This window comes from Paraburkholderia phenazinium (genome assembly GCF_900142845.1).
Taxonomy (GTDB): Bacteria; Pseudomonadota; Gammaproteobacteria; order Burkholderiales; family Burkholderiaceae; genus Paraburkholderia; species Paraburkholderia phenazinium_A.
Window position 1 is genome coordinate 2,383,179 of record NZ_FSRU01000001.1, and the last position, 26,233, is coordinate 2,409,411.

21 protein-coding genes are annotated in these 26,233 nt (G+C 64.9%); 16 read left to right on the forward strand and 5 right to left on the reverse strand.

The genetic code is table 11. The features are described 5' to 3' along the window. Window positions 1–191 precede the first annotated feature (191 nt). The 3 genes from BUS12_RS10380 to BUS12_RS10390 all read left to right on the forward strand — a co-directional run bounded on the left by BUS12_RS10380 (window position 192) and on the right by BUS12_RS10390 (window position 2,493). Window positions 192–1,028: a transporter substrate-binding domain-containing protein gene (locus tag BUS12_RS10380; protein WP_074295608.1), complete on the forward strand. Its 837-nt coding sequence runs from the start codon at window positions 192–194 to the stop codon at window positions 1,026–1,028. A 62-nt stretch (window positions 1,029–1,090) separates the two neighbouring features. Further along, window positions 1,091–1,834 (forward strand): amino acid ABC transporter permease, encoded by a 744-nt coding sequence (locus tag BUS12_RS10385; RefSeq protein ID WP_074295609.1) that lies wholly within the window; start codon window positions 1,091–1,093, stop codon window positions 1,832–1,834. Window positions 1,835–1,836: 2 nt separating this feature from the next. Continuing rightward, complete coding sequence (locus BUS12_RS10390) at window positions 1,837–2,493, forward strand: amino acid ABC transporter permease (RefSeq protein WP_074295610.1); 657 nt, start codon at window positions 1,837–1,839, stop codon at window positions 2,491–2,493. 128 nt (window positions 2,494–2,621) lie between these two features. Here BUS12_RS10390 and BUS12_RS10395 read toward each other — a convergent pair whose 3' ends face one another. From BUS12_RS10395 to BUS12_RS10405, 3 genes are read right to left on the reverse strand one after another with little or no spacing between them, the layout of a single operon-like run. After that, window positions 2,622–3,902, reverse strand: a complete 1,281-nt coding sequence (locus BUS12_RS10395; RefSeq protein ID WP_074295611.1) for a c-type cytochrome — start codon at window positions 3,900–3,902, stop codon at window positions 2,622–2,624. 13 nt (window positions 3,903–3,915) lie between these two features. After that, a complete protein-coding gene (locus BUS12_RS10400) occupies window positions 3,916–6,201 on the reverse strand; it encodes a xanthine dehydrogenase family protein molybdopterin-binding subunit (protein WP_074295612.1) in 2,286 nt (761 codons plus the stop codon). 1 nt (window position 6,202) lies between these two features. Beyond that, the gene (locus BUS12_RS10405) at window positions 6,203–6,658 is read right to left on the reverse strand and encodes a (2Fe-2S)-binding protein (protein ID WP_074295613.1); all 456 of its coding nucleotides are present in this window, start codon (window positions 6,656–6,658) and stop codon (window positions 6,203–6,205) included. 302 nt (window positions 6,659–6,960) lie between these two features. Here BUS12_RS10405 and BUS12_RS10410 point away from each other — a divergent pair, with 302 nt between their 5' ends. The 9 genes from BUS12_RS10410 to moeB all read left to right on the forward strand — a co-directional run bounded on the left by BUS12_RS10410 (window position 6,961) and on the right by moeB (window position 16,545). Then, window positions 6,961–7,359: a hypothetical protein gene (locus BUS12_RS10410; RefSeq protein WP_074295614.1), complete on the forward strand. Its 399-nt coding sequence runs from the start codon at window positions 6,961–6,963 to the stop codon at window positions 7,357–7,359. Between the two features lie 374 nt (window positions 7,360–7,733). After that, entirely contained in the window at window positions 7,734–10,217 is a 2,484-nt protein-coding gene (aceB, locus tag BUS12_RS10415; RefSeq protein ID WP_253190134.1) for a malate synthase A, read from the forward strand. Between the two features lie 25 nt (window positions 10,218–10,242). After that, window positions 10,243–10,506, forward strand: a complete 264-nt coding sequence (locus BUS12_RS10420) for a MoaD/ThiS family protein (protein ID WP_074295616.1) — start codon at window positions 10,243–10,245, stop codon at window positions 10,504–10,506. Between the two features lie 130 nt (window positions 10,507–10,636). Beyond that, entirely contained in the window at window positions 10,637–10,876 is a 240-nt protein-coding gene (locus BUS12_RS10425; protein ID WP_074295617.1) for an acyl carrier protein, read from the forward strand. A gap of 31 nt (window positions 10,877–10,907) precedes the next feature. Next, on the forward strand, window positions 10,908–11,981 hold the full coding sequence (locus BUS12_RS10430; RefSeq protein ID WP_074295618.1) for a LuxE/PaaK family acyltransferase: 1,074 nt from the start codon (window positions 10,908–10,910) through the stop codon (window positions 11,979–11,981). After that, complete coding sequence (fabI, locus tag BUS12_RS10435) at window positions 11,978–12,745, forward strand: enoyl-ACP reductase FabI (RefSeq protein WP_074295619.1); 768 nt, start codon at window positions 11,978–11,980, stop codon at window positions 12,743–12,745. The genes BUS12_RS10430 and fabI overlap by 4 nt, the downstream gene beginning before the upstream one ends. Before the next feature lie 5 nt (window positions 12,746–12,750). Continuing rightward, window positions 12,751–14,172 carry an AMP-binding protein gene (locus BUS12_RS10440; RefSeq protein ID WP_074295620.1) on the forward strand — a complete coding sequence of 474 codons (1,422 nt, stop codon included), beginning with the start codon at window positions 12,751–12,753 and terminating at the stop codon, window positions 14,170–14,172. Beyond that, window positions 14,169–15,395 (forward strand): acyl-CoA reductase, encoded by a 1,227-nt coding sequence (locus BUS12_RS10445; protein ID WP_074295621.1) that lies wholly within the window; start codon window positions 14,169–14,171, stop codon window positions 15,393–15,395. Before BUS12_RS10440 ends, BUS12_RS10445 begins: the two co-directional genes overlap by 4 nt. Window positions 15,396–15,417: 22 nt before the next feature. Beyond that, the gene (gene moeB / locus BUS12_RS10450) at window positions 15,418–16,545 is read left to right on the forward strand and encodes a molybdopterin-synthase adenylyltransferase MoeB (protein ID WP_074295622.1); all 1,128 of its coding nucleotides are present in this window, start codon (window positions 15,418–15,420) and stop codon (window positions 16,543–16,545) included. A gap of 29 nt (window positions 16,546–16,574) precedes the next feature. On the opposite strand, the gene prpR is transcribed toward moeB, so the two are convergent. Next, entirely contained in the window at window positions 16,575–18,515 is a 1,941-nt protein-coding gene (gene prpR / locus BUS12_RS10455) for a propionate catabolism operon regulatory protein PrpR (protein WP_074295623.1), read from the reverse strand. Window positions 18,516–18,721: 206 nt separating this feature from the next. On the opposite strand from prpR, the gene prpB reads away from it, so the two are divergent. The 4 genes from prpB to prpF all read left to right on the forward strand — a co-directional run bounded on the left by prpB (window position 18,722) and on the right by prpF (window position 24,766). Beyond that, entirely contained in the window at window positions 18,722–19,615 is an 894-nt protein-coding gene (gene prpB / locus BUS12_RS10460; RefSeq protein ID WP_074295624.1) for a methylisocitrate lyase, read from the forward strand. Between the two features lie 30 nt (window positions 19,616–19,645). Then, window positions 19,646–20,812, forward strand: coding sequence for a bifunctional 2-methylcitrate synthase/citrate synthase (gene prpC, locus BUS12_RS10465; RefSeq protein WP_074295625.1), 1,167 nt, complete (start codon window positions 19,646–19,648; stop codon window positions 20,810–20,812). 150 nt (window positions 20,813–20,962) lie between these two features. Then, complete coding sequence (gene acnD / locus BUS12_RS10470) at window positions 20,963–23,560, forward strand: Fe/S-dependent 2-methylisocitrate dehydratase AcnD (RefSeq protein ID WP_074295626.1); 2,598 nt, start codon at window positions 20,963–20,965, stop codon at window positions 23,558–23,560. 15 nt (window positions 23,561–23,575) lie between these two features. Further along, a complete protein-coding gene (gene prpF, locus BUS12_RS10475; protein ID WP_074295627.1) occupies window positions 23,576–24,766 on the forward strand; it encodes a 2-methylaconitate cis-trans isomerase PrpF in 1,191 nt (396 codons plus the stop codon). A 153-nt stretch (window positions 24,767–24,919) separates the two neighbouring features. Here prpF and BUS12_RS10480 read toward each other — a convergent pair whose 3' ends face one another. Beyond that, complete coding sequence (locus BUS12_RS10480) at window positions 24,920–25,969, reverse strand: M23 family metallopeptidase (RefSeq protein WP_253190052.1); 1,050 nt, start codon at window positions 25,967–25,969, stop codon at window positions 24,920–24,922. Window positions 25,970–26,233 lie beyond the last annotated feature (264 nt).

Genomic DNA, 26,233 nt, shown 5'->3' on the forward strand with positions numbered 1-26,233 from the left:
TCGCAAGGCAGGCTTCGCGCGGTTTGGTTCTGCAAGCGCGATCGCACTACAGATTTATGCCGCTCCGGCCGATACCTACTCCATGCAACCCCTCCAGGTCACATGGAGGCAGCCAGGTCGCCAAAGAGCGGCCGGCGCGCCGCGTACCGGATTCATCAGAGAAATATCACGCTTTCGACAGAGGAACGACCATGACCACACCTGACTCATCTGCTCTGCGCGCCGGACGTGCCCAGCGCATCCTGGCGACGCTGGCCACCACCCTGGCGTTCACCGGCGTCGTCGCGCTGTCCGCTTTCGCGGCCCCGGCCGCCCATGCCGATGCGCTGGATTCGATCGCCAGGTCTGGTGTGGTGCGGATCGGCGTCTTCGAAGACTACCCGCCGTTCGGCTCGATTGGCCCGGACATGAAGCCCGAAGGCTATGACATCGACATGGCCAACCTCATCGGCAAGACGCTCAACGCGAAGGTCGAACTCGTCCAGGTGACCGGCGACAACCGCATGGCCTACCTCGCCGACCACAAAGCCGACATGCTGCTTTCAGTCGGCGAGACGCCCGAGCGCGAGAAGGTGATCGATTTCTCGCAGCCCTACGCGCCGTACTATCTGGCCGTGTTCGGCCCGAAAAGCGTGGCTGTCAGGAACGCCGGCGACCTGGCCGGCAAGACCATTTCGGTGGCGCGCGGCACGCTGGAAGACCTGAGCGTCACCAAGATCGCACCGCCGAGCGCGACCATCAAAAGATTCGACGATCCCAACGGCGCAATTTCGGCGTTCCTTTCTGGTCAGGTACAGTTGATGGTGGTCGGCAACGACGTCGGGGCGACGATCCTCGCCCGTCATCCGGCCAACGATCCCGAGCAGAAGTTCGCGCTGTTCAGTTCGCCCGATCACGTCGGCCTGAACAAGAACGAGCCACGCCTGAAGCAGAAAATCGACGAGACGATTGCCCGCGCCCGCAAGGACGGCACGCTCAACGCGATTGCGGTGAAATGGCTGCGCGCGCCGCTGCCGGCCGATCTCTAACCTTTTTGTGCCGCTCAAGCGCGTTGGGCGGATGGAGTCCGATTCACGATGAGCGGTATGTCATGAGTTATGCGTTCGATTTCAGCGGCTTCGGCGTCTATGCCGGCATGCTGGCCCGCGGCACGGCCGTCACGTTGGGACTCACTGCGGTGTCCACCGTGCTGGGCGGCCTGGTGGGCATTGGCGGCGCCAGCGTCGCGGTGGCCGGACCGCGCTGGGCGCGTACGCTGATCGCGGCGTATGTCGAGCTGATCCGCAACACGCCGTTCATCGTGCAGCTGTTTTTCGTGTTCTTCGGCTTGCCCAGCCTCGGCATTCATATCGACGAAGTGCAGGCCGCGATTCTGGCGATGACGGTCAATCTCGGCGCCTACGCCATCGAGATCGTGCGCGCCGGCATCGAATCGATTTCGCGCGGCCAGGTCCAGGCGGCGCAGGCGCTCGGCTTGCACGGTCGGCAGGTGTTCCGCTACGTGGTGTTGCCGCAGGCGCTGGCGAACGTGTTCCCGTCGCTGCTGAGCCAGGTGCTGATCGTGATGCTCGGCTCGGCCGTCGTCTCGCAGATCTCCGTGCCGGACCTGACCTACGCGGCGAACTTCATCCAGTCGCGCAACTTCCGCTCGTTCGAAAGCTACGTGATCATCACGGTGACCTACCTGGTGCTCTCGATCGTGTTGAGGCAACTGCTCAACTGGCTCGCACGCGGCCTGTTCGCGGGCCGCATGCCGCACCGGCCTGACGAGCCGCGCGGCTGGCGGCTCCTGCTCGCGTGGCGCGGCGCCCGCACCATCACCACGGAGCGCTGATCATGGTCGAATTCACGCTATGGGATATCGCCCGCAATCTGTTGCTCGCCGCGCGCTGGACGGTGCTGCTGTCGCTGATCGCGTTCGTCTGCGGCGGCCTGGTGGGCTTCGTGCTGCTGGCGATGCGCGTCTCGCCGCTGCCCTGGTTGCGGCGAGCGGTGTCGGTCTACGTGGAACTGTTCCAGGGCACACCGTTGCTGATGCAACTGTTTCTGGCATTCTTCGGTCTGCCGTTGCTAGGCGTCGACGTCTCGCCGTGGACCGCTGCCACCGTCACGCTGACGCTTTACACCAGCGCTTACCTCGTCGATATCTGGCGCGGCTGCGTCGAGGCGATACCGCGCGGACAGTGGGCCGCGGGGGCGAGTCTCGGCATGACCTTCGGCCAGCAGTTGCGCTATATCGTGTGGCCGCAGGCGAGGAAAATCGCGGTGGCGCCGACCGTCGGCTTTCTCGTGCAGGTGGTGAAAAGCACGGCGCTGACTTCGATCATCGGCTTCACCGAGTTGACCAAGACCGGCACGATGATCACCAACGCGGCGTTCCGGCCGTTTCCGATCTACGGCATGGTCGCGCTGATCTACTTCGCGATGTGCTTCCCGCTCACCTGGTATGCGCGTGCGCTGGAGAAGCGGCAGAAGGTTGGGCAGCATCGGTGAGGCGCCGGCGGGCCGTCTGCGTGGTTGAGACTCGCCACGCAGACGCCTGCTTCAGCTTGCCTTTCAGCGTGTGCCTTTAACGCGTACCTTTAACGCGTACCTTTAACGCGTACCCTTAACGCGTGCCTTCAACGCGCCGCCTGGGTCGACTTCCTTAACTTCGCCACTTCATCCGCGGACACTGCCGGCGCACCGTTGTTCCACCCTGCCCGCACGAAGGTCAGCACATCCGCGATCTGCCTGTCGTTCAGCACCGGCGCGTAGTTCGGCATCGGATACGGCGCAGGAATGCCCTGAATCACCAGATCGCCGGTGCCGTTCAACGTGACGTTGATCAGCGACGAAGCATCGTGCTCCAGCACATTCGGATTGCCCGCCAGCGGCGCGAGCATCGGCGCGAAGCCTCGGCCATCCACCCCGTGACAATGCATGCAGTACTCGGTATAGACGCGCGCGCCGGCGTCGTTCGCCGGGCGCGTCAACGACACCCTGGTAGCCTGCGCATCGTACGAATACGGCGGCGCGCCCGTGCCGCCCGCGGCCGGCAGCGACCTCAGATAGCTCGTCATCGCGGCGATGTCCGTGTCGTTCGTGGCCTGCGTGCTGTTGTTGATCACGCTGGTCATCGAGCCGAACGCCGACGCGTGCGCATTCGCGCCGGTCTTCAGGAATGCCGCCAGATCCGCCTCCGACCAGCGCCCAAGGCCAACGTTTTGCTCCTGGGTCAGGTTCGCCGCAAACCAGCCGTCCAGCGGCGCGCCCGTCAGATACGCGCTGCCGCTTTCGTCCAGCGCCTTCTCCTGGAACGCGATACCGCGCGGCGTGTGACACGAGCCGCAGTGTCCGAGCCCCTGGACAATATAAGCGCCACGATTCCACGCCACGTCCTTGCCCGTCTTGTCCTGATAGACGCCCTTCTCCAGGAACACGACGTTCCACAGCGCGAGCGGCCAGCGCATGTTGAGCGGCCAGGGAATGTCGGACGCGCGATTGGCCTGCTGCACCGGTGCGACGCCGTTCATGAAGAACGCGTAGAGCGCCTTCACGTCGTCGTCCTTGACCTTCGCGTACGACGGATACGGCATCGCCGGATAGAGGTTGTGCCCGTCCCTGGCGACGCCCTCGCGCAACGCCCGCGCAAAGTCTTCCTCCGTATAGCGGCCAATCCCGGTGTCGGGATCGGGGGTGATGTTGGTGCTGTAGATCTTGCCCATCGGCGTGGACATCGGCAAACCGCCCGCAAACGGCTTGCCTTTGGGCGCCGAATGGCACGCCACACAATCGCCGAGCTTCGCCAGATAGGCGCCTTGCTGCACCAACGCATTGTCCGCCGCCTGCGCGGATGACGGCATGGCAAACGGCAACGCGAGGCCCAGCGCCGCCCCGGCCACCTTCAGTGTCTTGATCATGATCGGTCTCCGGTCAGGCGGTTTGCAGTTGGCTGCCGACCGGCAACTGCCGCAGGCGTTTGCCGGTGGCGGCGTAGATCGCGTTCGTCAGCGCCGGCGCGAGTGCTGCCGTGCCCGGCTCGCCGATCCCGCCGGGCGCCTCGGTGCTCTTCACGATATGCACCTCGATGCTCGGCGTCTGGTCGATGCGCAGCATCCGGTAGTCGGTGAAGTTGTTCTGCTCGACGCGTCCGTCCTTGATCGTGATCTCGCTGTAAAGCGCCGCCGTGATGCCGAAGATGATGCCGCCCTGCACCTGCGCCTCGATGGTGTTCGGATTGACCGTCATGCCGCAATCGACCGCGCACACCACGCGGTTCACCGTCACCTCGCCCTGGTCGACCGTCACATCCGCGACCATCGCGAAGAAGCTGCCGAACGCGTGCATCACCGAGACGCCGCGCCCTTGCCCCTTCGGCAGGCTCGCGCTGCCCCAGCCGGCCGCCTGGGTGGCCGTGTCGAGCACGTTCAGCGCACGCGGGGTCTTGCCGAGCAGGTCGCGCCGGTATTTCACCGGATCCACCTTGGCTTGCGCGGCGAGTTCGTCAATGAAACTCTCCACCACGAAGGTGCCGCGCGTCGGACCGACGCCGCGCCAGAACGCGGTCGGCACCGTGCGCGGTTCCTGGCGCACGTAGTCGATCAACTGGTTCGGCAGGTCGTATGGCAGGTCGGACGCCACTTCCACCGCGTCCGGGTCGATGCCGTGCTGGAAGGCCGGCGGCGCAAAACGCGCGAGGATCGACGAACCGACAATGCGGTGCTGCCACGCAATCGGCTTGCCGTTCGCGTCGAGCCCGGCGGAGATCTTGTCGTAGTAGTACGGCCGGTACATGTCGTGCTGGATGTCTTCTTCGCGCGTCCACACCACCTTGACCGGCGTGCCCAGCTGCTTGCCGATCTTCAACGCCTGGGTCGCCATGTCGAACTCGAGGCGGCGCCCGAAGCCGCCGCCGAGCAGATGGTTGTGCACCGTGATCTTCTCGGCGGGCAGGCCGGTGATTTTCACGGCCGTATCGACGATGCGCGTCGGCACCTGGGTGCCCAGCCAGATATCGCAACCGTCGGGGCGCACGTGCACCGTGCAGTTGACCGGCTCCATGGTGGCGTGAGCAAGGAACGGCTGCTGATAGACCGCGTCGACGCGTGTCTTGGCGTCCGAGAAGCCCTTCGTCACGTCGCCGTCCTTGCGCGCCACGGCGCCGGTGCCGTGGTCCGCGGCGGCGGCGAGATCGCCGACGATCTGCTGCATCGAAAGATTCGCACCCGCGCCTTCGTTCCAGCTGATATCGAGCGCCGCGAGACCGCGCTTGGCGGCCCACGTGTGATCGCCGATTACAGCGACCGCATTGTCCGCCTTGATGACCTGGCGCACGCCGGGAATCTTCTTCGCGTTGGTGTCGTCGACGCTGCCCAGCGTGCCGCCAAACACCGGACAGGTCGCGATGGCCGCGTAGACCATGTCCGGCACCCGCACGTCGAGCCCGAACACGGCGGTGCCGTCCACCTTCTCCGGCGAATCGAGCCGTTTGACCGCCGTGCCGATGATCCTGAAGTCTTTCGGGTCCTTGAGCGGCACATTCTGCGGCGCCGGCAGCTTCGCGGCGGCATCGACCAGTTGGCCGTAGCCGATACTGCGATTGCTGGCCGCGTGCATGACCTGCCCCGCCTGCGCGTGACAGGTTGCAGGATCGACCTGCCATTGCTGCGCCGCCGCGTTGATGAGCAGCACGCGCGCGGTCGCCCCGGCTTTGCGCATCGGTTCCCATGCGTAACGGATCGAGGTCGAGCCGCCGGTCAACTGGCCGCCGAGCAGCGGGTCCATGAAGAGCTTCTCGTTGGGCGGCGCGTGGTCGAGCGTGACGGTGTCGAGCGGCACCTCGAGTTCTTCGGCGATCAGCATCGGGATGGACGTATAGACGCCCTGGCCCATCTCGACCTTGGGTATCACCAGCGTGACCTTGCCGGCGGTATCGATCTGGATGAACGCGTTGGGCGCGAACACGCCGGCTGGAGCGGGTTCGCTCGCGTCCCCGCCGATCACCGATTGACCGGCCTGGCTTTGAGCTTGCCCCTGCCCCTGGCTTAGCGCCGGGATGCTGAAACCGAGCAGCAGGCCGCCGCCTGCGGCAGCGCCCACCGTAGCGCTGAACTTCAGAAACGTGCGGCGCGAGAAGCGCGAGCCACCTGCATCCGGGTTGATATCCCGGGCGGCGTCCGGCTGGGCGCCGCGTTGCGCATCGATCAATCCTTGCGACATGTCAGGCCCCCTTCGCCGCTTGCTTGATCGCCGCGCGAATGCGGTTGTAGGTGCCACAGCGGCAGATGTTGCCGGCCATGGCGGCGTCGATATCCGCGTCGGTGGGATTGGGGTTCTGCGCGAGCAGCGAGGCTGCGGACATGACCTGTCCGGACTGACAGTAGCCGCACTGCACCACGTCGATCTGCCGCCAGGCCTGCTGCACCTTTTTGCCGGCGGGAGTCTCGCCCACCGCCTCGATGGTGGTGATCTTCTTGTCGCCGACCGCCGCCACCGGCAAGACGCACGAGCGCACGGCCGCCCCATCCAGATGCACGGTGCACGCGCCGCACTGGGCGATGCCGCAGCCGAACTTCGTGCCGGTGAGGCCGACAAGGTCGCGCAAGACCCACAGCAAGGGCATATCGGGCGGTGCGTCGACGGTGTGCGTCTGACCGTTGATGGTGAGCGTTGTCATGGGGACTCCGATTGCGGGATATTGTTTGAGTGGTTTGTATAACGGCGTCGAACTAAACCGCTCGGTCTCGCCGAATCTATTCGGCAGACCGGGCTAATGCGCATAAGGCCCGCGAGGAGACTCGCGGTGGACTGCTACCCGGTTCGAGCAAAAGATAAGCGCCGGGGTCGTGACGAGCCAGTGGTGCGTAGGGCGAATTGATTGTAGCGTCGCATGGGAAAGTTTGTCGCCAACCTGTCACGCTGTATCTGGAGGGCAAGTTTGTTAGCATGTCCTTATCCCCATCCATCAGGAGTTGCGCCATGACCGACGAGCAAGCCATCCAATTCCTGTCCGCGGTCCGCCGGCCGCTGCTGTCGCTGCACAAGGCGATTCTCGATCACGAACGCGCGGCCTATGAAAAGGAATTCGGCCCGGTGACGCCGGCGGCGTTCCTGCAGGTGCTGATCAACGGTTCGGGGTTCCGCTGGCTCGCGCCGCTCTCGACGGTGATTGCCAACGTCGACGAAACCCTCGACGACAGGAAGGCCACGGACGTCGACCGGATCGCGGCGGCCGGTGCGGTGACGACGCTGTTTTCATCCGATCTGCCGGAGAATACTTTTCTGCCGCGTTATCTGCCGTTGTTGCAGGCGAGTCCGGCGATCCTGCATGAGCATGGGCTGGTGGCGCAGGTGTTGCGTACGGTTGAGGGGAAGTAAAGCAATGATCCGAATGCCTCGATATTTATTAAATTAGACACCGGTTTAATCAAACCGGTTAGCTAACTTCATAAAATCTTTCCAGACCTTCCCTTTTTTATGGCCTTGAATTTGCCAAAACTTAGATATACATATTATAAAAATGAATTTAGCGATTCCTCTGTGACCAACCTTTGGCATCGGGATAGTCCTATCTCCGTTTACGTATCGCGCTGAATACCGACTGCTCAGGAACACCTGCCGCGACATGGCCGGACGAGCGGCCTTTTGCCTTGCGTCAAGGCTCACAGTAAAAACGAACACGCAAACTTTCCTGTCTTGTGGAGTTCAGCTTGGCCACTCAAACTCATGCGGCTTGCGTTATTGAAAGCGAAGTGGCGCGGCAATTCCCAGACGTTCTCTCCGCAGACGCCCTGGAATTTGTTGCTGCATTAAATTGCGAATTTGCGCAGCAGCGCCGGCATATCCTGCAATCCCGTCGGCAACGCGCTCACCGTCGGCAGCACGGCGAATCCTTCGAGTTCCTCAGTGCCACTGCGGGCATTCGCAACAATCCGGATTGGCGTGTCCCCGCTCCCCCGCGAGACCTGCTGGACCGGCGCGTGGAAATCGCCGCTCCGGCCGAGAACCGAAAGATCGTCATCCATGCGCTTAACGCCCACGCACAAGTCTGGGTGGCCGACCTCGAAGACGCCTTGTCGCCCACCTGGCGCAACGTGATGACGAGCCAGCGTAACCTGCGCGACGCGGTCGCCGGCAAGATTACCTACGTCGATCCGCTGGGCAAGCCATATCGTCTCGAAGACCACCGCACCGCGATCGTGGTGCGCCCGCGCGGCTGGCATCTGCCGGAGCAGCACCTGCTGATCGACGGCGAGGCGGCGGCGGCCAGCCTGGTCGATTTTGGCCTGTACTTCTTGCACTGTGCCCGCCCGCAACTGGCGCGCGGGAGCGGGCCTTACTTTTATCTCCCCAAGCTGGAGAACCACCTCGAAGCGAAGCTCTGGAACGACGTGTTCGAATTCTCCGAGGACTGGATCGGCATTCCCCGCGGCAGCATTCGCGCCACGGTGATCGTCGAACACATCCATGCCGCCTATGAGATGGACGAGATACTGCACGCACTCGGAGCGCATGCGGCCGGTCTGACCGCGGGCCGATGGGACTATCTGTTCAGTATTGCCAGGGAATTCAGATACCAGCCTGACTTCGTCCTGCCTGACCGGTCAGAATTGACGATGGACTTGCCCTTCATGCGGGCCTACACCGAACTCCTCGTGCGCACCTGTCATCGACGCGGCACGCATGCGCTGGGCGGCGTATCCACGCAGATCCCCGACCGGCACGATGCCGCTGCGCGCGCCCGGGCAATCGAGGCGGTTCGGCGCGACAAGGAACGCGAGGCCGCCGAGGGCTTCGACGGCACGTGGGTGGTTCACCCGGACCTGGTGCCGGTCTGCCACGCCGCTTTCGATCGGGCGTCCGCTGGTCGCGCTCACCCGGTCGAGCCACCGGGCGACGCGCGTGAAATCACCGCCGCGCAACTCGCGGCCGCTAACCGGCTCGATGCCCGGGTCACCGAATACGGCTTGCGTTCCAACATCGCGGTCTCGATCCGCTATCTGGAAGCGTGGTTGCGCGGTAGCGGCTCGGTCAGGCTGTTCGGCTTGATGGAGGGCGTAGCGACCGTCGAGATTGCCCGCTCGCAGATCTGGCAATGGCTGCATCACGGCACGCAGTTGCACGATGGACGCCGCGTGACCCGTGAACTGGTGCGCGCCATGCTTGTCGAGGAGATCGAAAAATGCAGTGCCGGTTCGGTCCAGGATCGTCCGACGCTTGCCTTCGAAGAGGCCAAAGCCTTGTTCGAAGAGATCGCGCTGCACGAAAACTTTCCGGATTTTCTGACGCTCCCGGGCTATGGCCGCCTGATCCGGATGCCTTCCGCGTCGCACGACTGCGCCCCGGCAAAGCCGATGTCGAAAACCACGGCCGGTCAATCCACCTCCGTGGCCAGGCCGGTTCGGCAGACCCGTTTGACGATCCCTTGCAGCAGCGGCATGTTCACGCATTTGCAGTTGAAGCCACGCGTCGCGTTCTCCCTGGCGTTCATGGGTTGGTCGGCCTGGCTGGCCGAGCACGCCGTCGCGCATGCGGCACTCATCCGCGATCACGCAACCGGCTTTGTGCCGATAGGCCTTGAGATCGAGTATCTGCAGCCGTCGACCTTTTACGACTGCCAGTCGCTCAGCGTGACGACCGGGGTAAGAACCTGGAATCCGAGACGCTTCCACAGCCTGCAAGATGTGGATGTACTGCTCGTGGCTGACCACGGCGCGCCGGTGGCGCGCCTGCACCTGCAGGAAGTGTGCGTGCGCATCGAGTCGCCGGACACGCTCGCGGCCGCGCCGGGGCGCGTGCCCGCGGAACTGATCGAAGCGCTGCTGGACAACCCCGACGAAATCGACGAGCGGCCCGTGTTACTGAATCGCGGTGCCCCGCGTGTGCCGGCTGAAGCGAAGCCGATCGCCGAATCGCGGCATGAGTTTGTCGTCTATCGCCACGCCTGCGAAGTGGCGGACCAATGGTATTCCGAGCACGTGTGCGACTACATCGGCGAGAGCCGTGAGGCCATGGCATTCGAGCGCATGGAGGAATGCCCGGCCCTCGTCGCGGGCCTGAGCAAGCGGATCGAGCGGATCAGCATTGGCTTGCGCCGTCCCTACATGTTGTTCGACCGCGGCCAGGTCCTGACCCGAACCTACCGGATGGGCCAGGAAACCCACTTCGTTCATCAATTGCTTACCGCGTCGGGTTTCGCCGCCGGTGACGCAATCGAAGTATTCGCTTCGGCATGAGGCCGGCACGCGCAAGGAGTTCATCATGACTTTCCTGTTTTCCGGCTCGTTACTCAGGTATGTGGGCTACCGGCGCCGGATCGATTATGAAACGGCCACCCTCGCGGCCGCCTTCGGTGTGCTCTTCTCCGACTACCCCGACCTGAAAGGCTTGCTGACGCAACCGGACGGCACGCTGCGCAGGACGTTGCGTCTCGCCATCAACCACGAGGTGGTGCGCAGCGACCTGGCCCGCCCGCTCGCGCCCGACGACGCCGTCGAGATCATGACGGCCATCGCCGGCGGGTAAATGACAACCAAGGGACAACTAAAGGGCCGCTAAAGGACAGATGAAGGACCGATAAGGGACGGCGCAAGGTTCGCCAAAGGCCACGAGCCGGGATCGGCTCATGCAGGCATCAACCCAAGGAGTCACTGCCATGTCGCTCGACACAAGACTGCGATCGGTATTCGATACGGTGCTGCAGCTCGATACCGGGTTGCCCGATTCAGCGCTGCGTTACCAGCAGACGCGGGGTTGGGATTCGCTGGGTGCGGTGTTGCTGGTCTCCGCTATCGAAGACGAATTCCACGTTGAGATCAAAACCGGCCAGGCATTGAAGATGGACTCCTTCGAAGCCGCCTCGCGCCTGCTCCGCGAACTCGGCGCAACAGACTGAGCGCGCTGCGCACGCCACGCCGGAGCTCGCCATGAATCGTGATTCGCCGCCCAGCCAGGCCATGCGCGAAGCCGCGCTGCTGCCTCGTCTGATCGAACTGATCGATCATCACCGCCGCGCCTGCCCGGCCTATGCGCGCGTGCTGCATGCAGTCGGCCACACGCCGGGGCGGCGTTATGCACAACTGCGCGAACTGCCTTGGCTGCCGGTACGCCTGTTCAAGGAACACGCACTGGTCAGCAGCCGCAGTGAACCGGTGGCGGAACTCACCTCTTCCGGCACCACCAGTAACGGAGTCAGCCGCATCGCACTGGACCGCGAGGCGGCCGAACACCAGCGTCTCCTGTTGACATCGACGCTCGAAAAGCTGACCGGTCCGCGACGTTTGCCGATGCTGATTGTCGACTCGCCTTCGGCGGTGCGCGAAGAGCGTGCGTCGATCCGCGGCGCGACCGTACTCGGCGTGATGAACGTCGGCCGCGAGCATGTCTTCGCGCTGAACAGCAAGCAAAGCATCGATGCAGACGCCGTCGAAGGTTTCCTGCAACGCCACGGCCATGCGAGTTTCCTCGTGTTCGGCTTCACCTCCCTCGTCTGGACGCAGTTCTACGCGCTAGCGCAGGCGCGCGCCTTCGATCTGAGCCACGCGTTATTGCTGCACACGGGAGGATGGAAAAAGCTCGCGGACAAAGCGGTGTCCCCGCAGGAATTCCGCGCCGGCTTTCGCGACGCAACGGGCCTGCGCCGGTGCCACAACTTCTACGGCATGGTCGAACAAGGTGGCACGATTCATATGGAGTCCCCCTCAGGCGACGGCCTGTATTGCCCGGACTCTGCCGATGTGATCGTGCGCGATCCGTACACCTGGGAGGAAGCAGCCGTGGGCACGCCGGGTGTTATCGAGGTGCTGAGCGCCGCGCCGCGCGCCCACCCCGGCCACGTGCTGCTGACCGAAGACAGGGGCATCGTGCACGGGATCGACGACGGCGAATGGCCCGGCAAACGCTTCGCAGTGCTAGGCAGGCTGGCGCGCGCCGAACCTCGCGGATGCGCGGACACGCTGCCCGAGCGAGCCCCCGGGTACGGCGGCGGAGTCCGCTCATGAGCGGCCTGCTCGAAGGCAAGCACCTGATGATTACGGGTGTCATCAATCACGCTTCGATCGCTTTTGCGGTCGCGAAACTGGCCCAGGAGCAAGGCGCGCAGATCGTGCTGACCGGTCACGGCCGGCTCCATATGGTCGAACATACGGCCAGACGCCTGCCACAACCGGCGCCGGTGATCGAACTCGACGTCACCCAGGCCGGGCAGCTCGCCACGCTGGCCGCGCGCGTTCGCGCTCACGCGCCGCGACTCGACGGAGTCCTGCATTCGATCGCCTACGCGCCGCCGGCCGCGATCTGCGGCGACTTTCTCGCTGCGACGTGGGTGGACGTCGCGACGACCTTGCAGGTGTCGGCCTTCTCGCTGCAAGCGGTGGTCGCTGCCGTGTTGCCGTTGATGGACCGCGGCGGCACGATCGTCGGACTGGATTTCGATGCGTCGGTCACCTGGTCCGGCTACGACTGGATGGGCGTCGCCAAGGCGGGACTGGAATCGAGTGCACGCTATCTGGCCCGCGATCTCGGCGCCCGCGGCATACGCATCAACCTGGTCGCGGCCGGCCCTTTGCGCACCGCAGCTGCTCACGGCGAGCCGCGTTTCGACGAGATCGTCGCCGCATGGCAAGCGCGCGCGCCGCTGCGCTGGAATCCGGCCGATGCAAGTGGCGTCGCGCGGACCTGCGTCGCACTGCTGTCGGACTGGTTGCCCGCCACCACCGGCGAAATCGTGCATGCCGACGGCGGCTTTCACGCGGTAGGCGCATAAATCCCATGACACCCTTCGGCGCTCACGTCCGCCTGATCGAGGCCGCACACGGCCGAATCTGGAGCGGCTCCGACCTGGACGCGCGCATTCAGGCGATGGAAGACGAACTGCGCACCCTACCCTCCGGCCTGCTTCTGCTGCCCGCGCCATGGACCATCGACACGATCTGCCGCTATCTCGCCGCGTTCCGTCAACACCGGCCGCTCGCGTTGCTCGATCCGCAAATCGAGCCCGCTACGCTCGCGGAGCTGCTTGCGCGCTACGAACCCGCGGGCGTGTGGCAGCCGGGTCTCGGGCAACCCGCGCCGGCCGGCTACCGCGACGCCACGTCGGGCTGGATCCGGCAGACCTCCGCGGCAACGGTCCATATCGATCTCGCCTTGCTGTTGACCACCTCCGGCTCGACCGGCGCGGCGCGCATGGTGAGGCTCTCGCGTCAGGGCCTGCTCGCCAACGCCGAAGCGATCGTGCAGGCGCTCGGCATCACCGCTCGGGAGATCGCGCCCACCAGCTTGCCGTTTCATCTGGGCTACGGCCTGTCGGTGCTCAACAGCCATCTGCAGGCCGGCGCCACCGTCGTGGTGACCGCAGACCCGGTGATCGGCGCGGACTTCTGGGCCACCGTCGACAACTGGTGCGCCACCTCCTTCGCCGCGGTCTCGCATACCTATGAATTGCTCGCGCGCCTGCGCTGGACGCCCTCGGCGCACCGCAGCCTGCATACGCTTACCCAGTCCGGCAGCCGCATGCGTCCCGAACTGATTGCGCAGATCGCCGGGGACCTCGGCCGCGTGGGGGGCCGCTTTCATCTCATGTATGGCCAGACCGAAGCCACGGCCCGGATGGCCGTCCTGCCGGCCCAGCGGATTGCCGACAAGGCCACGTCGGTGGGACTCGCCATCCCCGGCGGCCGGCTGTCGCTCCGGACCGGATCGGGTACGGAGACCTGCGAGCCGGATCTGTCCGGCGAGGTCGTGTTTCGCGGTCCGAGCGTCATGATGGGCTACGCCGATAACGCCGCCGAGCTGGCCCGCGGCGACGACCTGGGTGGCGTGCTGTACACCGGCGACATCGGCCGCTTCGACGATGAGGGTTACCTCTATCTGGAAGGCCGTCTCAAGCGGATGGCCAAACTGTTCGGGATGCGTATCAATCTCGATGCCGTCGAACGCCTTGCGGTCGACGCCGGCGCCGCCGGCACAACCGTTGCCGTCTCGCCGAACGACGAGGTGATCGTGCTGTGGTGCGAAGGCGAGGCCGAACCTGGACGGCTGGACACGATCTCGCAACAGGTCGCGGAACGCCTGCGCGTGAACCGTCATGGCGTGCTTGCGCGAAGCATCGAAAAAGTGCCGCTGCTGCCCAACGGCAAGATCGATTACCGCGCGTTGACCCAGCTTGCGGCGGCCGGCGAGGTACCGCGATGATCCGGCCACTGTTCCCGCCGGCCGCACCGCTCGAGGCGGCGGCCTTGCTTGAGCCATTGTGCGATCCGCGAGACGACACCGCTTTGCAGGTGGGCGACGAGCGCATGCTCGACTTTCTGGACGCCGTCGGACAGCGTCTGCGCACGCCAGCGTATGCCCGGCGCATTCCGGAACTGGGACCGCTTGGCGTCTACCTTCGGCGTGGCCGTCTCGGCGCGGAACTGGCGCGGGTCGAAGCGGGACAATGTTGCCTGCGCTTCCCGCTCGGCCTGGTGTTTCATGTCGCGCCGGGAAACGCCGATACCGTGTTCGTCTATTCCTGGGCACTCGCCGCATTGGCCGGCAACCGCAATATCGTGCGCGTGTCGGACCGGGGTGGCGAGGTCATGCAGGCCGTGTTCGCCGTGCTTGACGAAGCCTTGAAAGAAGCCGATCCCGTGGTGGCCCGTACCCAGCGAATCGTGAGCTATGACCACCGCGACGAAGCCGCTACGGCGGCGTTGTCGGCCGCCTGCGACCTGCGCGTGCTGTGGGGCGGCGATCAGGCGATCCGTGAGATTCGCGGCTCACCGCTGCGACCCGCCGCCCGCGATCTCACCTTCCCCAACCGCGCGTCCTTCGCGGCGATCTCGGCGGCGGCATTTCTTGCGTCGCCCGCAGTGGAGCGCAAACTGGCGGCAGAGGCCTTTCATTCGGATGCCTATCTGTTCGGGCAAGCGGCGTGCGCTTCGCCAGGCACGCTCTTCTGGATCGGCGCCGACGCGGCTGTGGCCGATGCACAGGCCTCGTTCCTGACGCTGCTGACTGAAATCGTAGAGACCCGCGGACCGCGCATCGATGCTGCGATGGCGGTCCAGAAACACGTCGCCACCTATGGTCTCGCCGCCGAGGGCATCGTCGATGCGGTGCGCTTCGCGGGCAACGAGATCGCCATGCTGCAACTCGCTGCGCCGGTTCGTTTGCCGCGCCGCTGGCTCGGCACCGGCACCTTTGCGCAAGTCAGACTGGCTTCGCTCGCCGAGCTTGTGCCCTTGTTGCAACGGCAGGATCAAACCCTCAGCTATTTCGGCTTCACGCCCGCCGAAATGCTGTGCTTTGCCCAGCACCTCGGCGGGCGCGGTATCGATCGCATCGTGCCGTTGGGCCGGGCCCTCGAATTTTCCACGGTCTGGGACGGCTACGATCTGCTGCGCGAGTTCACCCGCCTCGTCACCGTGAATTGACTTTCTCCAGCGGAGCGTCAAGATGAGACCCGCCATTATTGAACTTGCCCCCAACGATGCTTATGAACGCCAGCAATCGGGGGCGTTGCTGGTCGACGTGCGCGAAGACGGCGAGCGCGCGACAGGCATGGCAAAAGGCGCGACGGGCGTGGGCCGGGCTCGGCTCGAAGCCGAGCCGGCCGTCTGGTTGCCCGACCCCACCGCCGAGATTCTGTTGATCTGCGCGGCCGGCGCACGCTCGCTGCAATGCGCGGGCATACTTCGGGGCCTGGGCTATGAACACGTCTACTCGGTCAGCGGCGGCACCAAGGGTTGGCAAACGGCGGATTTGCCGATGACGGAACCCACTGCGGACACGGATTTTCTCGAACGCTATTCGCGTCATCTGCGTCTGCCGGAGGTGGGACTGGACGGGCAACGCAGACTAGCTGCAGCCCGGGTCGCGCTCATCGGTGCCGGCGGCCTGGGTTCACCCGCGGCGCTGTATCTGGCGGCCGCCGGGATCGGCCACATCACGCTGATCGACGACGACGTTGTCGATCGCAGCAACCTGCAGCGGCAGGTGCTGCACCGCGATGCCGATATCGGCACGCCCAAGGTCGAGTCCGCTTGCCGCACCTTGCTGGCGCTCAATCCGCACATCGCGATCGACGCGCGGCGCACGCGCCTCTTGGCCGCCAACGTCGAACGCCTGTTGAGCGGGCACGACGTGGTGATCGACGGGTCCGACAATTTCTCCACCCGCTACCTCGTGAACGATGCCTGCGTGCGGCTCGGCGTGCCCATGGTCTACGGCGCGGTGCAGGGATTCGATGGGCAGGTCAGCGTGTTCTGGCCCGCGCATGCGGGCGGCAGTTGCTATCGCTGCCTGTTTCCCGAACCGCCATCGCCGGAGTTCGCGCCCAACTGCTCCGAAGCCGGCGTACTCGGCGTATTGCCCGGCGTGATCGGCCTGCTGCAGGCCACTGAAGCCGTCAAGCTGATCCTCGGTATCGGGGAGTCGCTGTCCGGCACCTTGCTGCGCTTCGACGCGCTGGGCATGCGCTTCGACCGGCTGCGTCTCGAACGCGACCCGGCCTGCCCGCGTTGCGGCGACGGTATCGGCACAGCGGATTATGTCGATCTCCCGGCCGCCTGCGCGGCGCATTGAAGCGTGCGAGTCGCGCCGGCCTCGCCCCTTCACCCCGCCGCATTCAATTTGCGCCACAGCGTCGTCTTGCTGATGCCTAGCGCCTCGCACGCCTGATCGCGGTCGCCATTGAACGCCTCCAGTGCCGCGCGAATCTCATCCGCTTCCACCCGACGGCTGCGTTGACGCAAGGTCAACGCAGCGTCGTTCGAAGCCCCTTCGGGCCGCTCGAACAGTTCGGGTGCGATGGACTGCAAGACCGCTTCGGTCAACGCCGCGTCGTCCGAGTCCGCCAGTTCCACCGTGATCCGCTCGATCACATTCTGCAGTTCCCGCACGTTACCAGGCCATGTGTGACGGCCGAGCGATTCGCTGACCGACGCCAGCACGTCCAACGCATCTCGTGTGCTACGAATGCGTGCCGCGAGACGCGGCTCGCGACGCGCCGCCTGACAAAGCAACTCGGCCGCGAGCGGCAGGATATCGCCATGCCGCTCGCGCAACGGCGGCAAGCCGATATTCAGAATGTTGAGCCGGTAGTAAAGATCGGTGCGGAATTCGCCAGCCTCGATCGCCGCCGTCAACGCGCGATGGGTCGCCGCGACGATCCGCACGTCGATGCGCGTCGGCTCCGTCGAGCCGAGGCGCACCACTTCGCGCTCCTGCAACACGCGCAGCAAGCGGCTTTGCAACGGCAGCGGCATTTCGCCGATCTCATCGAGAAACAGCGTGCCGCGGTGCGCCGCTTCGATCAGCCCAGCCTTGCCGCCGCGCCGCGCGCCGGTAAACGCGCCCTCCTCGTAACCGAACAATTCGCTCTCCAGCAAGGCCTCCGGAAACGCGCCGCAATTGAGCGCGACAAACGGAAAATCGCGCCGCGCGCTCAGATGATGCAGGCTCTGCGCGACCATCTCCTTGCCGGTGCCGCTCTCGCCGCGAATCAACACCGTGGCGTCCGACTTCGCATAGCGCTGCACCAGTTGCCGCACCCGTTCGATCGCCGGACACGCCCCCACCAGATCGTCGAGCCGGTAGCGCGCCACGAACTGCTGCGCGCGCTGCCGCGAACGCAGCGTGCGATCGAGCCGCTCAACCGCGCGCGATTCCTGAAACGTCAGCACCGTGCCCGTCGTCACACCGTTGTCGACCAGCGGTCCGCGATGCACGACGTAGCTGATGCCGCGCACGGTTTCGAGCGACTCGCCCTCCGCATCCGGGACGGCCTCGACCAGATCCGGTGCGAGTTCAAGCAACGGACGGCCCACCGCCGCAGCGGGTTCGATGCCGAGCACGAGCGCAAGCCGCTGGTTGATGGCTTCGACGCGGCCTTGCGCATCGAGCGCGACCACGCCGTCGCGCAAGTGCTGCAACACGTTGTCCAGACGATGCCGCCGCACCGCTTCGCCCCAGGTGGCCTGGGCGACTTCGAGCGCGGTATCGAACGCCGAGCGCACCGAGGCGCGTGAATAAAGGAACACGGATTCCATGCCGGCCTGCGACGCCAGATCCGTCACGAGTCCTGGACCCACAATCGTCTTCACGCCGCGATCGCGCAGATCGAGCACGCAGGTCTCCGCATCCTGCGCCGACTGATACGCCGCAAACACCACGTCGATACCGTAGGCCGCCACGAAGCGGCGCACTTCGGCGGGGGTCTCGCCGTAGCTCACGAGCGCCACTGGGGAGGCGTCGCGCCGCGCGCGCGCCAGCGCATGCATCACGTCGAAACCGGTTGGCGTGATGAGCACGACCGGCACATCGACCCGTGCCTTCAGATAGGTGCCATTGGAGCCCGCCGCAACGACGACGTCCGGGCGGTTCGTGCCCGCGGAAGCGATTTCGTTGACCGCGTCTTCATAACCGCGCGACACCAGCCGCAGATCGGCGCGGGCATCGTATTCTTCCGCGATGTCGCGGAACAGGTCGCGCAGTTTGGTGATGCCGATGGCCCAGACACGGGGCCGGGAGCCGGGTTCGGGAGGTCGATTCATGGCGGGCGGGCTGCGGCAGCGCGTAGGACGGAAGATGCTTCATTATGAACCCACGCTTTCATTTGTGAAATCCATAATTCCACTTATGAAACCATGAGACGGCCGGACCGTCCGGCAAATCCACAGGTAATCAACGACTTAACCGCGCGCCGGGAGGCTGGCCCGCTCCTTGCACTACACCCTCCCAACTTCATCGGGAGACACACGTGGGCTCAGCAAAACAACCAGTCAGCGCCGGCGCGAAATTCCGCACGGCGGTCGCAGAAGGACAGCCGTTGCAGGTGGTCGGCGCCATTACCGCCTATGCAGCCAGGATGGCGGAAGCCGTCGGCTTCAAGGCCGTGTATCTGTCGGGCGGCGGCGTTGCCGCCAATTCGCTCGGCATTCCCGATCTCGGCATCAGCACCATGGACGACGTCCTGATCGACGCCCGTCGTATCACCGATGCAACCGGTCTGCCGCTGCTGGTCGATATCGATACCGGCTGGGGCGGCGCGTTCAACATCGCTCGCACGGTGCGCTCGTTCATCAAGGCGGGCGTGGCCGCCGTCCACCTTGAAGACCAGGTGGGACAGAAGCGCTGCGGACATCGTCCGGGCAAGGAAGTGGTGGCGAAAGAGGAGATGGTCGATCGCGTGAAGGCGGCCGTCGATGCCCGCACCGACGATCAGTTCGTCATCATGGCCCGCACCGATGCAGCCGCAGCCGAAGGCATCGACGCCGCCATCGAACGCGCGATTGCCTACGTCGAAGCCGGCGCGGACATGATTTTCCCGGAAGCGATGCAGACGCTCGACGACTATCGCCGCTTCAAGGCCGCGGTCAAGGTGCCGATTCTCGCGAACCTGACCGAGTTCGGCTCGACGCCGTTCTTCACCACCACCGAACTGCGCGACGCTAACGTCGATATCGCGCTGTACTGCTGCGGCGCGTATCGCGCGATGAATGCGGCCGCACTCAATTTCTATCAGACGGTGCAACGCGACGGCACGCAAAAGGCCGCCGTCGAAACGATGCAGACGCGCGCCGACCTGTACAAGTATCTCGGCTATTACGCGTACGAGGACAAGCTCGACGCGCTATTCGCCGCACACAAGTAATCCCGCATTCAGGAGCAAGAGGACGACACCATGAGCGAAGCAGATAACAGCACGCCCGCAGCAGGCGCATTCAAACCGAAGAAATCCGTAGCGCTGTCGGGCGTGACGGCGGGTAACACCGCGCTGTGCACAGTCGGCAAGACCGGCAATGACCTGCACTACCGCGGTTACGACATTCTGGACATCGCCAGCACCTGCGAATTCGAGGAAATCGCCTACCTGCTGGTGCATGAAAAACTGCCCACCCAGGCCGAACTGACTGCCTACAAAACGAAGCTGAAAGCGCTGCGCGGCCTGCCCGCCAACGTCAAGGCCGCGCTGGAGTGGATCCCGGCGGCGGCCCATCCGATGGACGTGATGCGCACCGGCGTCTCGGTGCTCGGCACCGTGCTGCCCGAGAAGGACGACCACAACCTGCCCGGCGCGCGCGATATCGCCGACAAGCTGATGGCCTCGCTCGGCTCGATGCTGCTCTACTGGTACCACTACTCGCACAACGGCAAGCGCATTGAGGTGGAAACCGACGACGATTCGATCGGCGGCCACTTCCTGCATCTGCTGCACGGCGCGGAGCCGTCGAAGTCGTGGGTCGAGGCGATGCATACGTCGCTGAACCTGTATGCCGAACACGAATTCAACGCCTCGACCTTCACCGGCCGCGTGATCGCCGGCACAGGCTCGGACATCTACTCGGCGCTCACCGGTGCAATCGGCGCGCTGCGCGGCCCGAAGCACGGCGGCGCCAACGAAGTGGCGTTTGAAATCCAGTCGCGCTACCAGACGCCCGACCAGGCTGAGGCGGATATCCGCCGCCGCGTCGAGGCGAAGGAAGTCGTGATCGGCTTCGGCCATCCGGTGTACACGATCTCGGACCCGCGCAACAAGGTGATCAAGGAAGTGGCGAAGCAGCTCTCGAAGGAAGCCGGCAGCACGAAGCTGTTCGACATCGCCGAGCGGCTCGAAACCGTGATGTGGGACGCCAAGAAGATGTTCCCGAACCTGGACTGGTTCAGCGCGGTCTCGTATCACATGATGGGCGTGCCCACCGCGATGTTCACGCCGCTCTTCGTGATTGCCCGCACAGCCGGCTGGAGCGCGCACATCATCGAGCAGCGGATCGACAACAAGATCATCCGGCCGAGCGCGAATTACACCGGTCCGGACGACCTGACGTTCGTGCCGCTCGCTAAACGCTGATCGAGAAGCGTCGATCGGGAAAGGGGGATAATTGCCGCTGACGTCCGGCGACGTCCGGCATGATTCGCCCCTGTCGACCGGAGTTGGGCCCTTAGCCCTAACTCTGGTTCCTTGCAGAGCACCGAGCACCTCATTCTTATTCCCCACGGTATGAACACTGCAAACCGCAAACCCCTGCCTGGCACCAAGCTGGATTTCTTCGACACCCGTGCCGCAGTCGAGGCAATCCAGCCGGGCGCCTACGACACGTTGCCGTACACTTCGCGCGTGCTGGCCGAAAACCTCGTGCGCCGTTGCGACCCGGTGTCGCTGAACGCATCGCTCAAGCAGATCATCGAACGCAAGCGCGACCTCGACTTTCCGTGGTTCCCGGCGCGCGTGGTCTGCCACGACATCCTGGGCCAGACCGCGCTCGTCGACCTCGCCGGCCTGCGCGATGCAATTGCCGCGCAAGGGGGCGACCCGGCCATGGTCAACCCGGTCGTGCCGACCCAGCTGGTGGTGGACCACTCGCTCGCAGTCGAGTGCGGCGGCTTCGATCCGGACGCGTTCGACAAGAACCGCGCGATTGAAGACCGGCGCAACGAGGACCGCTTCGACTTCATCAACTGGACCAAGAAGGCCTTCAAGAACGTCGACGTGATTCCGCCCGGCAACGGCATCCTGCACCAGATCAACCTGGAGCGGATGAGTCCGGTCGTGCAGGTGAAAGACGGCGTGGCGTTTCCGGATACGCTGGTGGGCACCGATTCGCATACGCCGATGGTGGATGCGCTCGGCGTGATCGCCATCGGCGTAGGCGGTCTCGAAGCGGAAAGCGTGATGCTGGGGCGCGCCTCGTATATGCGCCTGCCGGATATCGTCGGCGTCGAACTCACCGGCAAGCCTGGCGAGGGCATTACGGCGACGGACGTGGTGCTGTCGCTGACCGAATTCCTGCGCAAGGAAAAGGTGGTCGGCGCGTACCTGGAATTCTATGGCGAAGGCACGGCCAAACTCACGCTGGGCGACCGCGCCACCATCGCCAACATGGCGCCGGAATTCGGCGCGACGGCCGCGATGTTCTATATCGACGAGCAGACCATCAAGTATCTGAAGCTCACCGGCCGCGACGACGAACTCGTCAAGCTGGTCGAGACCTACGCGAAGCAAACCGGCCTGTGGGCCGACAGCCTGAAGCACGCGCAGTACGAGCGCGTGCTGACGTTCGACCTGTCGACGGTGGTTCGCACCCTCGCCGGCCCGTCGAACCCGCACCGCCGTTTGCCGGTGTCGGAACTCGCTGCGCGCGGCATCAGCGGCAAGGTCGAAAACGAGCCAGGGCTAATGCCGGACGGCGCCGTGATCATCGCGGCGATCACGAGCTGCACCAACACCAATAACCCGCGCAACATGATTGCCGCGGGACTGCTCGCCCGCAATGCGAACCAGCGCGGCCTGACCCGCAAGCCGTGGGTGAAAAGCTCGCTCGCACCGGGATCGAAGGCCGTGACCTTGTACCTGGAAGAGGCGAAGCTGCTACCGGAACTGGAACAGCTCGGCTTTGGCGTGGTGGCCTATGCATGCACGTCGTGCAACGGCATGTCGGGCGCGCTGGATCCGGTGCTGCAGAAGGAAATCGTCGAACGCGACCTGTACGCCACCGCCGTGCTGTCCGGCAACCGCAACTTCGACGGCCGGATTCACCCGTATGCGAAGCAGGCTTTCCTCGCTTCGCCGCCCCTCGTGGTGGCCTACGCGATTGCCGGCACGATCCGCTTCGACATCGAGAAGGACGTGCTGGGGATCGACGCCGCCGGTAAGCCGGTGATGCTCAAGGACATCTGGCCGTCCGACGAAGAGATCGACACGATCTTCGCCGCGAGCGTGAAGCCGGAGCAATTCCGCAAGGTGTACGAACCGATGTTCGCGGTGACCGCCGACACCGGCGAGCGTGCCAACCCGCTCTACGACTGGCGCCCGCTGAGTACCTATATCCGCCGCCCGCCGTACTGGGAAGGCGCCCTGGCGGGAGCGCGCACGCTCGCGGGCATGCGCCCGCTCGCCGTGCTGGGCGACAACATCACCACGGACCACCTGTCGCCGTCCAACGCGATCCTGGCCGATAGCGCGTCCGGCGAGTACCTGGCCAAAATGGGCCTGCCGGAAGAAGACTTCAACTCGTACGCAACGCACCGTGGCGATCACCTGACCGCGCAGCGCGCCACCTTCGCCAACCCCACCTTGAAGAACGAGATGGTACTGGAGGACGGTAAGGTGAAAGCGGGTTCTCTGGCTCGCATCGAGCCTGAAGGCAAGGTCACGCGCATGTGGGAAGCCATCGAAACCTACATGGAGCGCAAGCAGCCGCTGATCGTGATTGCGGGAGCCGATTACGGCCAGGGTTCGTCGCGCGACTGGGCCGCCAAGGGCGTGCGCCTCGCGGGTGCGGAGGCCATCGTTGCCGAAGGATTCGAGCGGATCCACCGTACCAATCTGGTGGGCATGGGCATCTTGCCGCTCGAGTTCAAGCCGGGCGTGAACCGCCTGACGCTGGGCATCGACGGCACCGAGACTTTCGATGTCACCGGCGAGCGCAAGCCGCGCGCCGATCTCACGCTGGTGATCCATCGCCGCAACGGCGAGCGTGTGGAGGTGCCGGTGACCTGCCGTCTCGACACCGCGGAAGAAGTGTCGATCTACGAAGCCGGTGGCGTGCTGCAGCGCTTTGCGCAGGACTTCCTCGAATCGTCGCAGGCAGCGGCTTAACAGGACAACTACACAATGGCCCACGTACCCCAGATCAGGATTCCCGCCACCTACATGCGCGGCGGCACCAGCAAAGGCGTGTTCTTTCGCCTGCAGGATTTACCCGAAGCCGCTCAGGTGCCCGGCGCCGCGCGCGATGCGCTGCTACTGCGCGTGATCGGCAGCCCGGACCCGTACGGCAAACAGATCGACGGCATGGGTGGCGCCACGTCGAGCACCAGCAAGACGGTGATCATTGCAAAGAGCAGCAAGCCGGATCACGACGTCGACTATCTGTTCGGCCAGGTGTCGATCGACAAGGCGTTTGTCGACTGGAGCGGTAATTGCGGCAACCTGTCGGCCGCCGTCGGTCCGTTTGCCATCAGCGCCGGGCTGGTCGACGCGAGCCGCATTCCGCACAACGGCGTGGCCACCGTGCGCATCTGGCAAGCGAATATCGGCAAGACCATCATCGGCCACGTGCCCATCACCAACGGCGCGGTGCAGGAGACCGGCGACTTCGAGCTTGACGGCGTCACCTTCCCCGCCGCCGAAGTGCAGCTCGAGTTCATGGACCCGGCCGCCGAAGAAGACGGCGCGGGCGGCGCGATGTTCCCCACCGGCAAGCTGATCGACGATCTGGAGGTACCGGGCATCGGCGTGCTGAAGGCCACCATGATCAACGCGGGCATTCCGACGATCTTCGTCAACGCGGAAACGATTGGCTATAAAGGCACCGAACTGCAGGACGCGATCAACAGCGACGAGAAGGCGCTGGCGAAGTTCGAGACCATTCGCGCTCATGGCGCGCTGCGCATGGGCCTGATCAAGCACCTCGACGAGATCGCGACGCGGCAGCACACGCCGAAGGTCGCCTTCGTCGCCACGCCCACCGCGTATGTCGCCTCCAGTGGCAAGCCCGTTAGCGCGGGCGACGTAGACCTGCTGGTGCGTGCCATGTCAATGGGCAAGCTGCACCACGCCATGATGGGCACCGCCGCGGTGGCGATCGGCACGGCGGCCGCGATTCCGGGCACGCTGGTCAATCTCGCCGCCGGTGGCGGCGAACGCGAGGCGGTGCGCTTCGGCCATCCGTCCGGCACGCTGCGCGTGGGCGCGGAAGCGACTCAGGTGGAAGGAGAATGGGTCGTGAAGAAGGCCATCATGAGCCGCAGCGCCCGGGTGCTGATGGAAGGCTGGGTACGCGTCCCCGGCGACACGTTCTGACTGACAGGCACGTGACGAAGCACTGGCGCCCGGCGAATCAAGCGCCGGGGCCAGTGCCTGCTTTGAGTCCGCCTTGCGCGAACCGGAGAGCCGAGCACAAGCGCCGGCCGTCCATCAGGACGCCGGCGCTGCCTCAACCTGCTGCGCGCAGACTCAGCTTTGCTTGCCGGGCAGATAGGGCATCGGATCAACCGGCTTGCCGTCGCGGCGCACCTCGAACAGCACCGACACGCGCGAGTTGTTTTCGTTGCCCATCTCCGCGATTTCCTGCCCCTGACGCACGATGTCGCCGGTCTTCACCAGCAGCTTGCGGTTGTGCGAGTACGCGGTCAGGAAATCCTTGTTGTGCTGGACGATGATCAGGCTGCCGTATTCGTTGAGCCCTGTCCCTGCGTACATGACCTTGCCGTCCGCGGCGGCGCGCACCGGATCGCCCGGCTTGCCGCCGATCTCGATGCCGCGTGTTTCGCCCGGCTGGAACCCCTGCACCACCGTACCTTGCGCGGGCCACGCCAACGTCACGCGCTTGGCGTGACGGCCGATCTCGGCGTCCACTTCACGCGTCTGCGCCGCATCGGGCGCGGGGGACTCGGTAGCGGGGGTTGATGCAGAGGGAGGGACTGTCGTCGCCGAGGCCGCTGTCGCAGCCGCAGCATGTGCGGCCGTGGCTCCTGTCGCGCTTGCTGCCGCGCCTGCCGCCACATTCGAAGCCGGCACCGCGGCGGCAGCCGTCTTCGCCGCAGCCGCAGCTTGCGCCGCCGCAGCCTGCGCAGCGGCCGCTGCAGCCGCCGCCGCATTCGCTTCTTTCACCGTCTCCGGCGACGCCACATGCAGAACCTGTCCCAGCTTGAGGCGCGTAGACGGCTTGAGCTGGTTCCAGGCCAGCAACTCCTTGACGCTGCAGTGATTGTGCTGCGCAATATGGCTCAGCGTGTCGCCGCGCCGCACGCGATACACGAGCGGCGGGCTCTTCTTCGCCTTGGCCACGGCAACCGCTGCCGAGGCCTGCAGCGCTGCCGCGGACGCCGCCGCATCGGACGCTGCGCTCGCCGGCGCAGCCGAGGATGCCGCCGGCACCCCGGAGGCTGCCACACCCGCCTGTGCGCCCTGCTGTGCCACGTTCACACACCCACTCATTGCCACCGCGACCCAGACGCCGGCAATGCCGGTCATCATGGTTTTGTCGAAACGACTTCTTAACAAATTCGACTCCTGCCTTGTTCATAGGCAGACCCGAGCGTTCCCGCGTCGCGTGCGATGCGCGCATTCATCCGAAGCGCTGCGATCTCGCGACACGGAAAGCCGCCTCGTGCGACCGTCACTCGTGCCCTGCCCTCTATCTAACGCTCGTGCGCCAAACCTCTCAAACGTGAGGCCTTCTGCTGCAAACGGGGCCAGATAGACGATTAAAATTCAAGCGGAATTGTAAAATGCCTCAGACAAAAAACGAGCCGTCTGAACATACTG

What these genes read in the sequence shown, in the direction of transcription:
- prpF (WP_074295627.1), top strand. Translation starts at nt 23,576, where the DNA reads ATGGCCCACGTACCCCAGATCAGGATTCCCGCCACCTACATGCGCGGC.
- BUS12_RS10440 (WP_074295620.1), top strand. Translation starts at nt 12,751, where the DNA reads ATGACACCCTTCGGCGCTCACGTCCGCCTGATCGAGGCCGCACACGGC.
- BUS12_RS10425 (WP_074295617.1), top strand. Translation starts at nt 10,637, where the DNA reads ATGTCGCTCGACACAAGACTGCGATCGGTATTCGATACGGTGCTGCAG.
- BUS12_RS10430 (WP_074295618.1), top strand. Translation starts at nt 10,908, where the DNA reads ATGAATCGTGATTCGCCGCCCAGCCAGGCCATGCGCGAAGCCGCGCTG.
- prpR (WP_074295623.1), bottom strand. Translation starts at nt 18,515, where the DNA reads ATGAATCGACCTCCCGAACCCGGCTCCCGGCCCCGTGTCTGGGCCATC.
- BUS12_RS10390 (WP_074295610.1), top strand. Translation starts at nt 1,837, where the DNA reads ATGGTCGAATTCACGCTATGGGATATCGCCCGCAATCTGTTGCTCGCC.
- BUS12_RS10420 (WP_074295616.1), top strand. Translation starts at nt 10,243, where the DNA reads ATGACTTTCCTGTTTTCCGGCTCGTTACTCAGGTATGTGGGCTACCGG.
- BUS12_RS10445 (WP_074295621.1), top strand. Translation starts at nt 14,169, where the DNA reads ATGATCCGGCCACTGTTCCCGCCGGCCGCACCGCTCGAGGCGGCGGCC.
- BUS12_RS10395 (WP_074295611.1), bottom strand. Translation starts at nt 3,902, where the DNA reads ATGATCAAGACACTGAAGGTGGCCGGGGCGGCGCTGGGCCTCGCGTTG.
- prpC (WP_074295625.1), top strand. Translation starts at nt 19,646, where the DNA reads ATGAGCGAAGCAGATAACAGCACGCCCGCAGCAGGCGCATTCAAACCG.
- acnD (WP_074295626.1), top strand. Translation starts at nt 20,963, where the DNA reads ATGAACACTGCAAACCGCAAACCCCTGCCTGGCACCAAGCTGGATTTC.
- fabI (WP_074295619.1), top strand. Translation starts at nt 11,978, where the DNA reads ATGAGCGGCCTGCTCGAAGGCAAGCACCTGATGATTACGGGTGTCATC.
- BUS12_RS10385 (WP_074295609.1), top strand. Translation starts at nt 1,091, where the DNA reads ATGAGTTATGCGTTCGATTTCAGCGGCTTCGGCGTCTATGCCGGCATG.
- BUS12_RS10405 (WP_074295613.1), bottom strand. Translation starts at nt 6,658, where the DNA reads ATGACAACGCTCACCATCAACGGTCAGACGCACACCGTCGACGCACCG.
- moeB (WP_074295622.1), top strand. Translation starts at nt 15,418, where the DNA reads ATGAGACCCGCCATTATTGAACTTGCCCCCAACGATGCTTATGAACGC.
- BUS12_RS10410 (WP_074295614.1), top strand. Translation starts at nt 6,961, where the DNA reads ATGACCGACGAGCAAGCCATCCAATTCCTGTCCGCGGTCCGCCGGCCG.
- BUS12_RS10380 (WP_074295608.1), top strand. Translation starts at nt 192, where the DNA reads ATGACCACACCTGACTCATCTGCTCTGCGCGCCGGACGTGCCCAGCGC.
- BUS12_RS10400 (WP_074295612.1), bottom strand. Translation starts at nt 6,201, where the DNA reads ATGTCGCAAGGATTGATCGATGCGCAACGCGGCGCCCAGCCGGACGCC.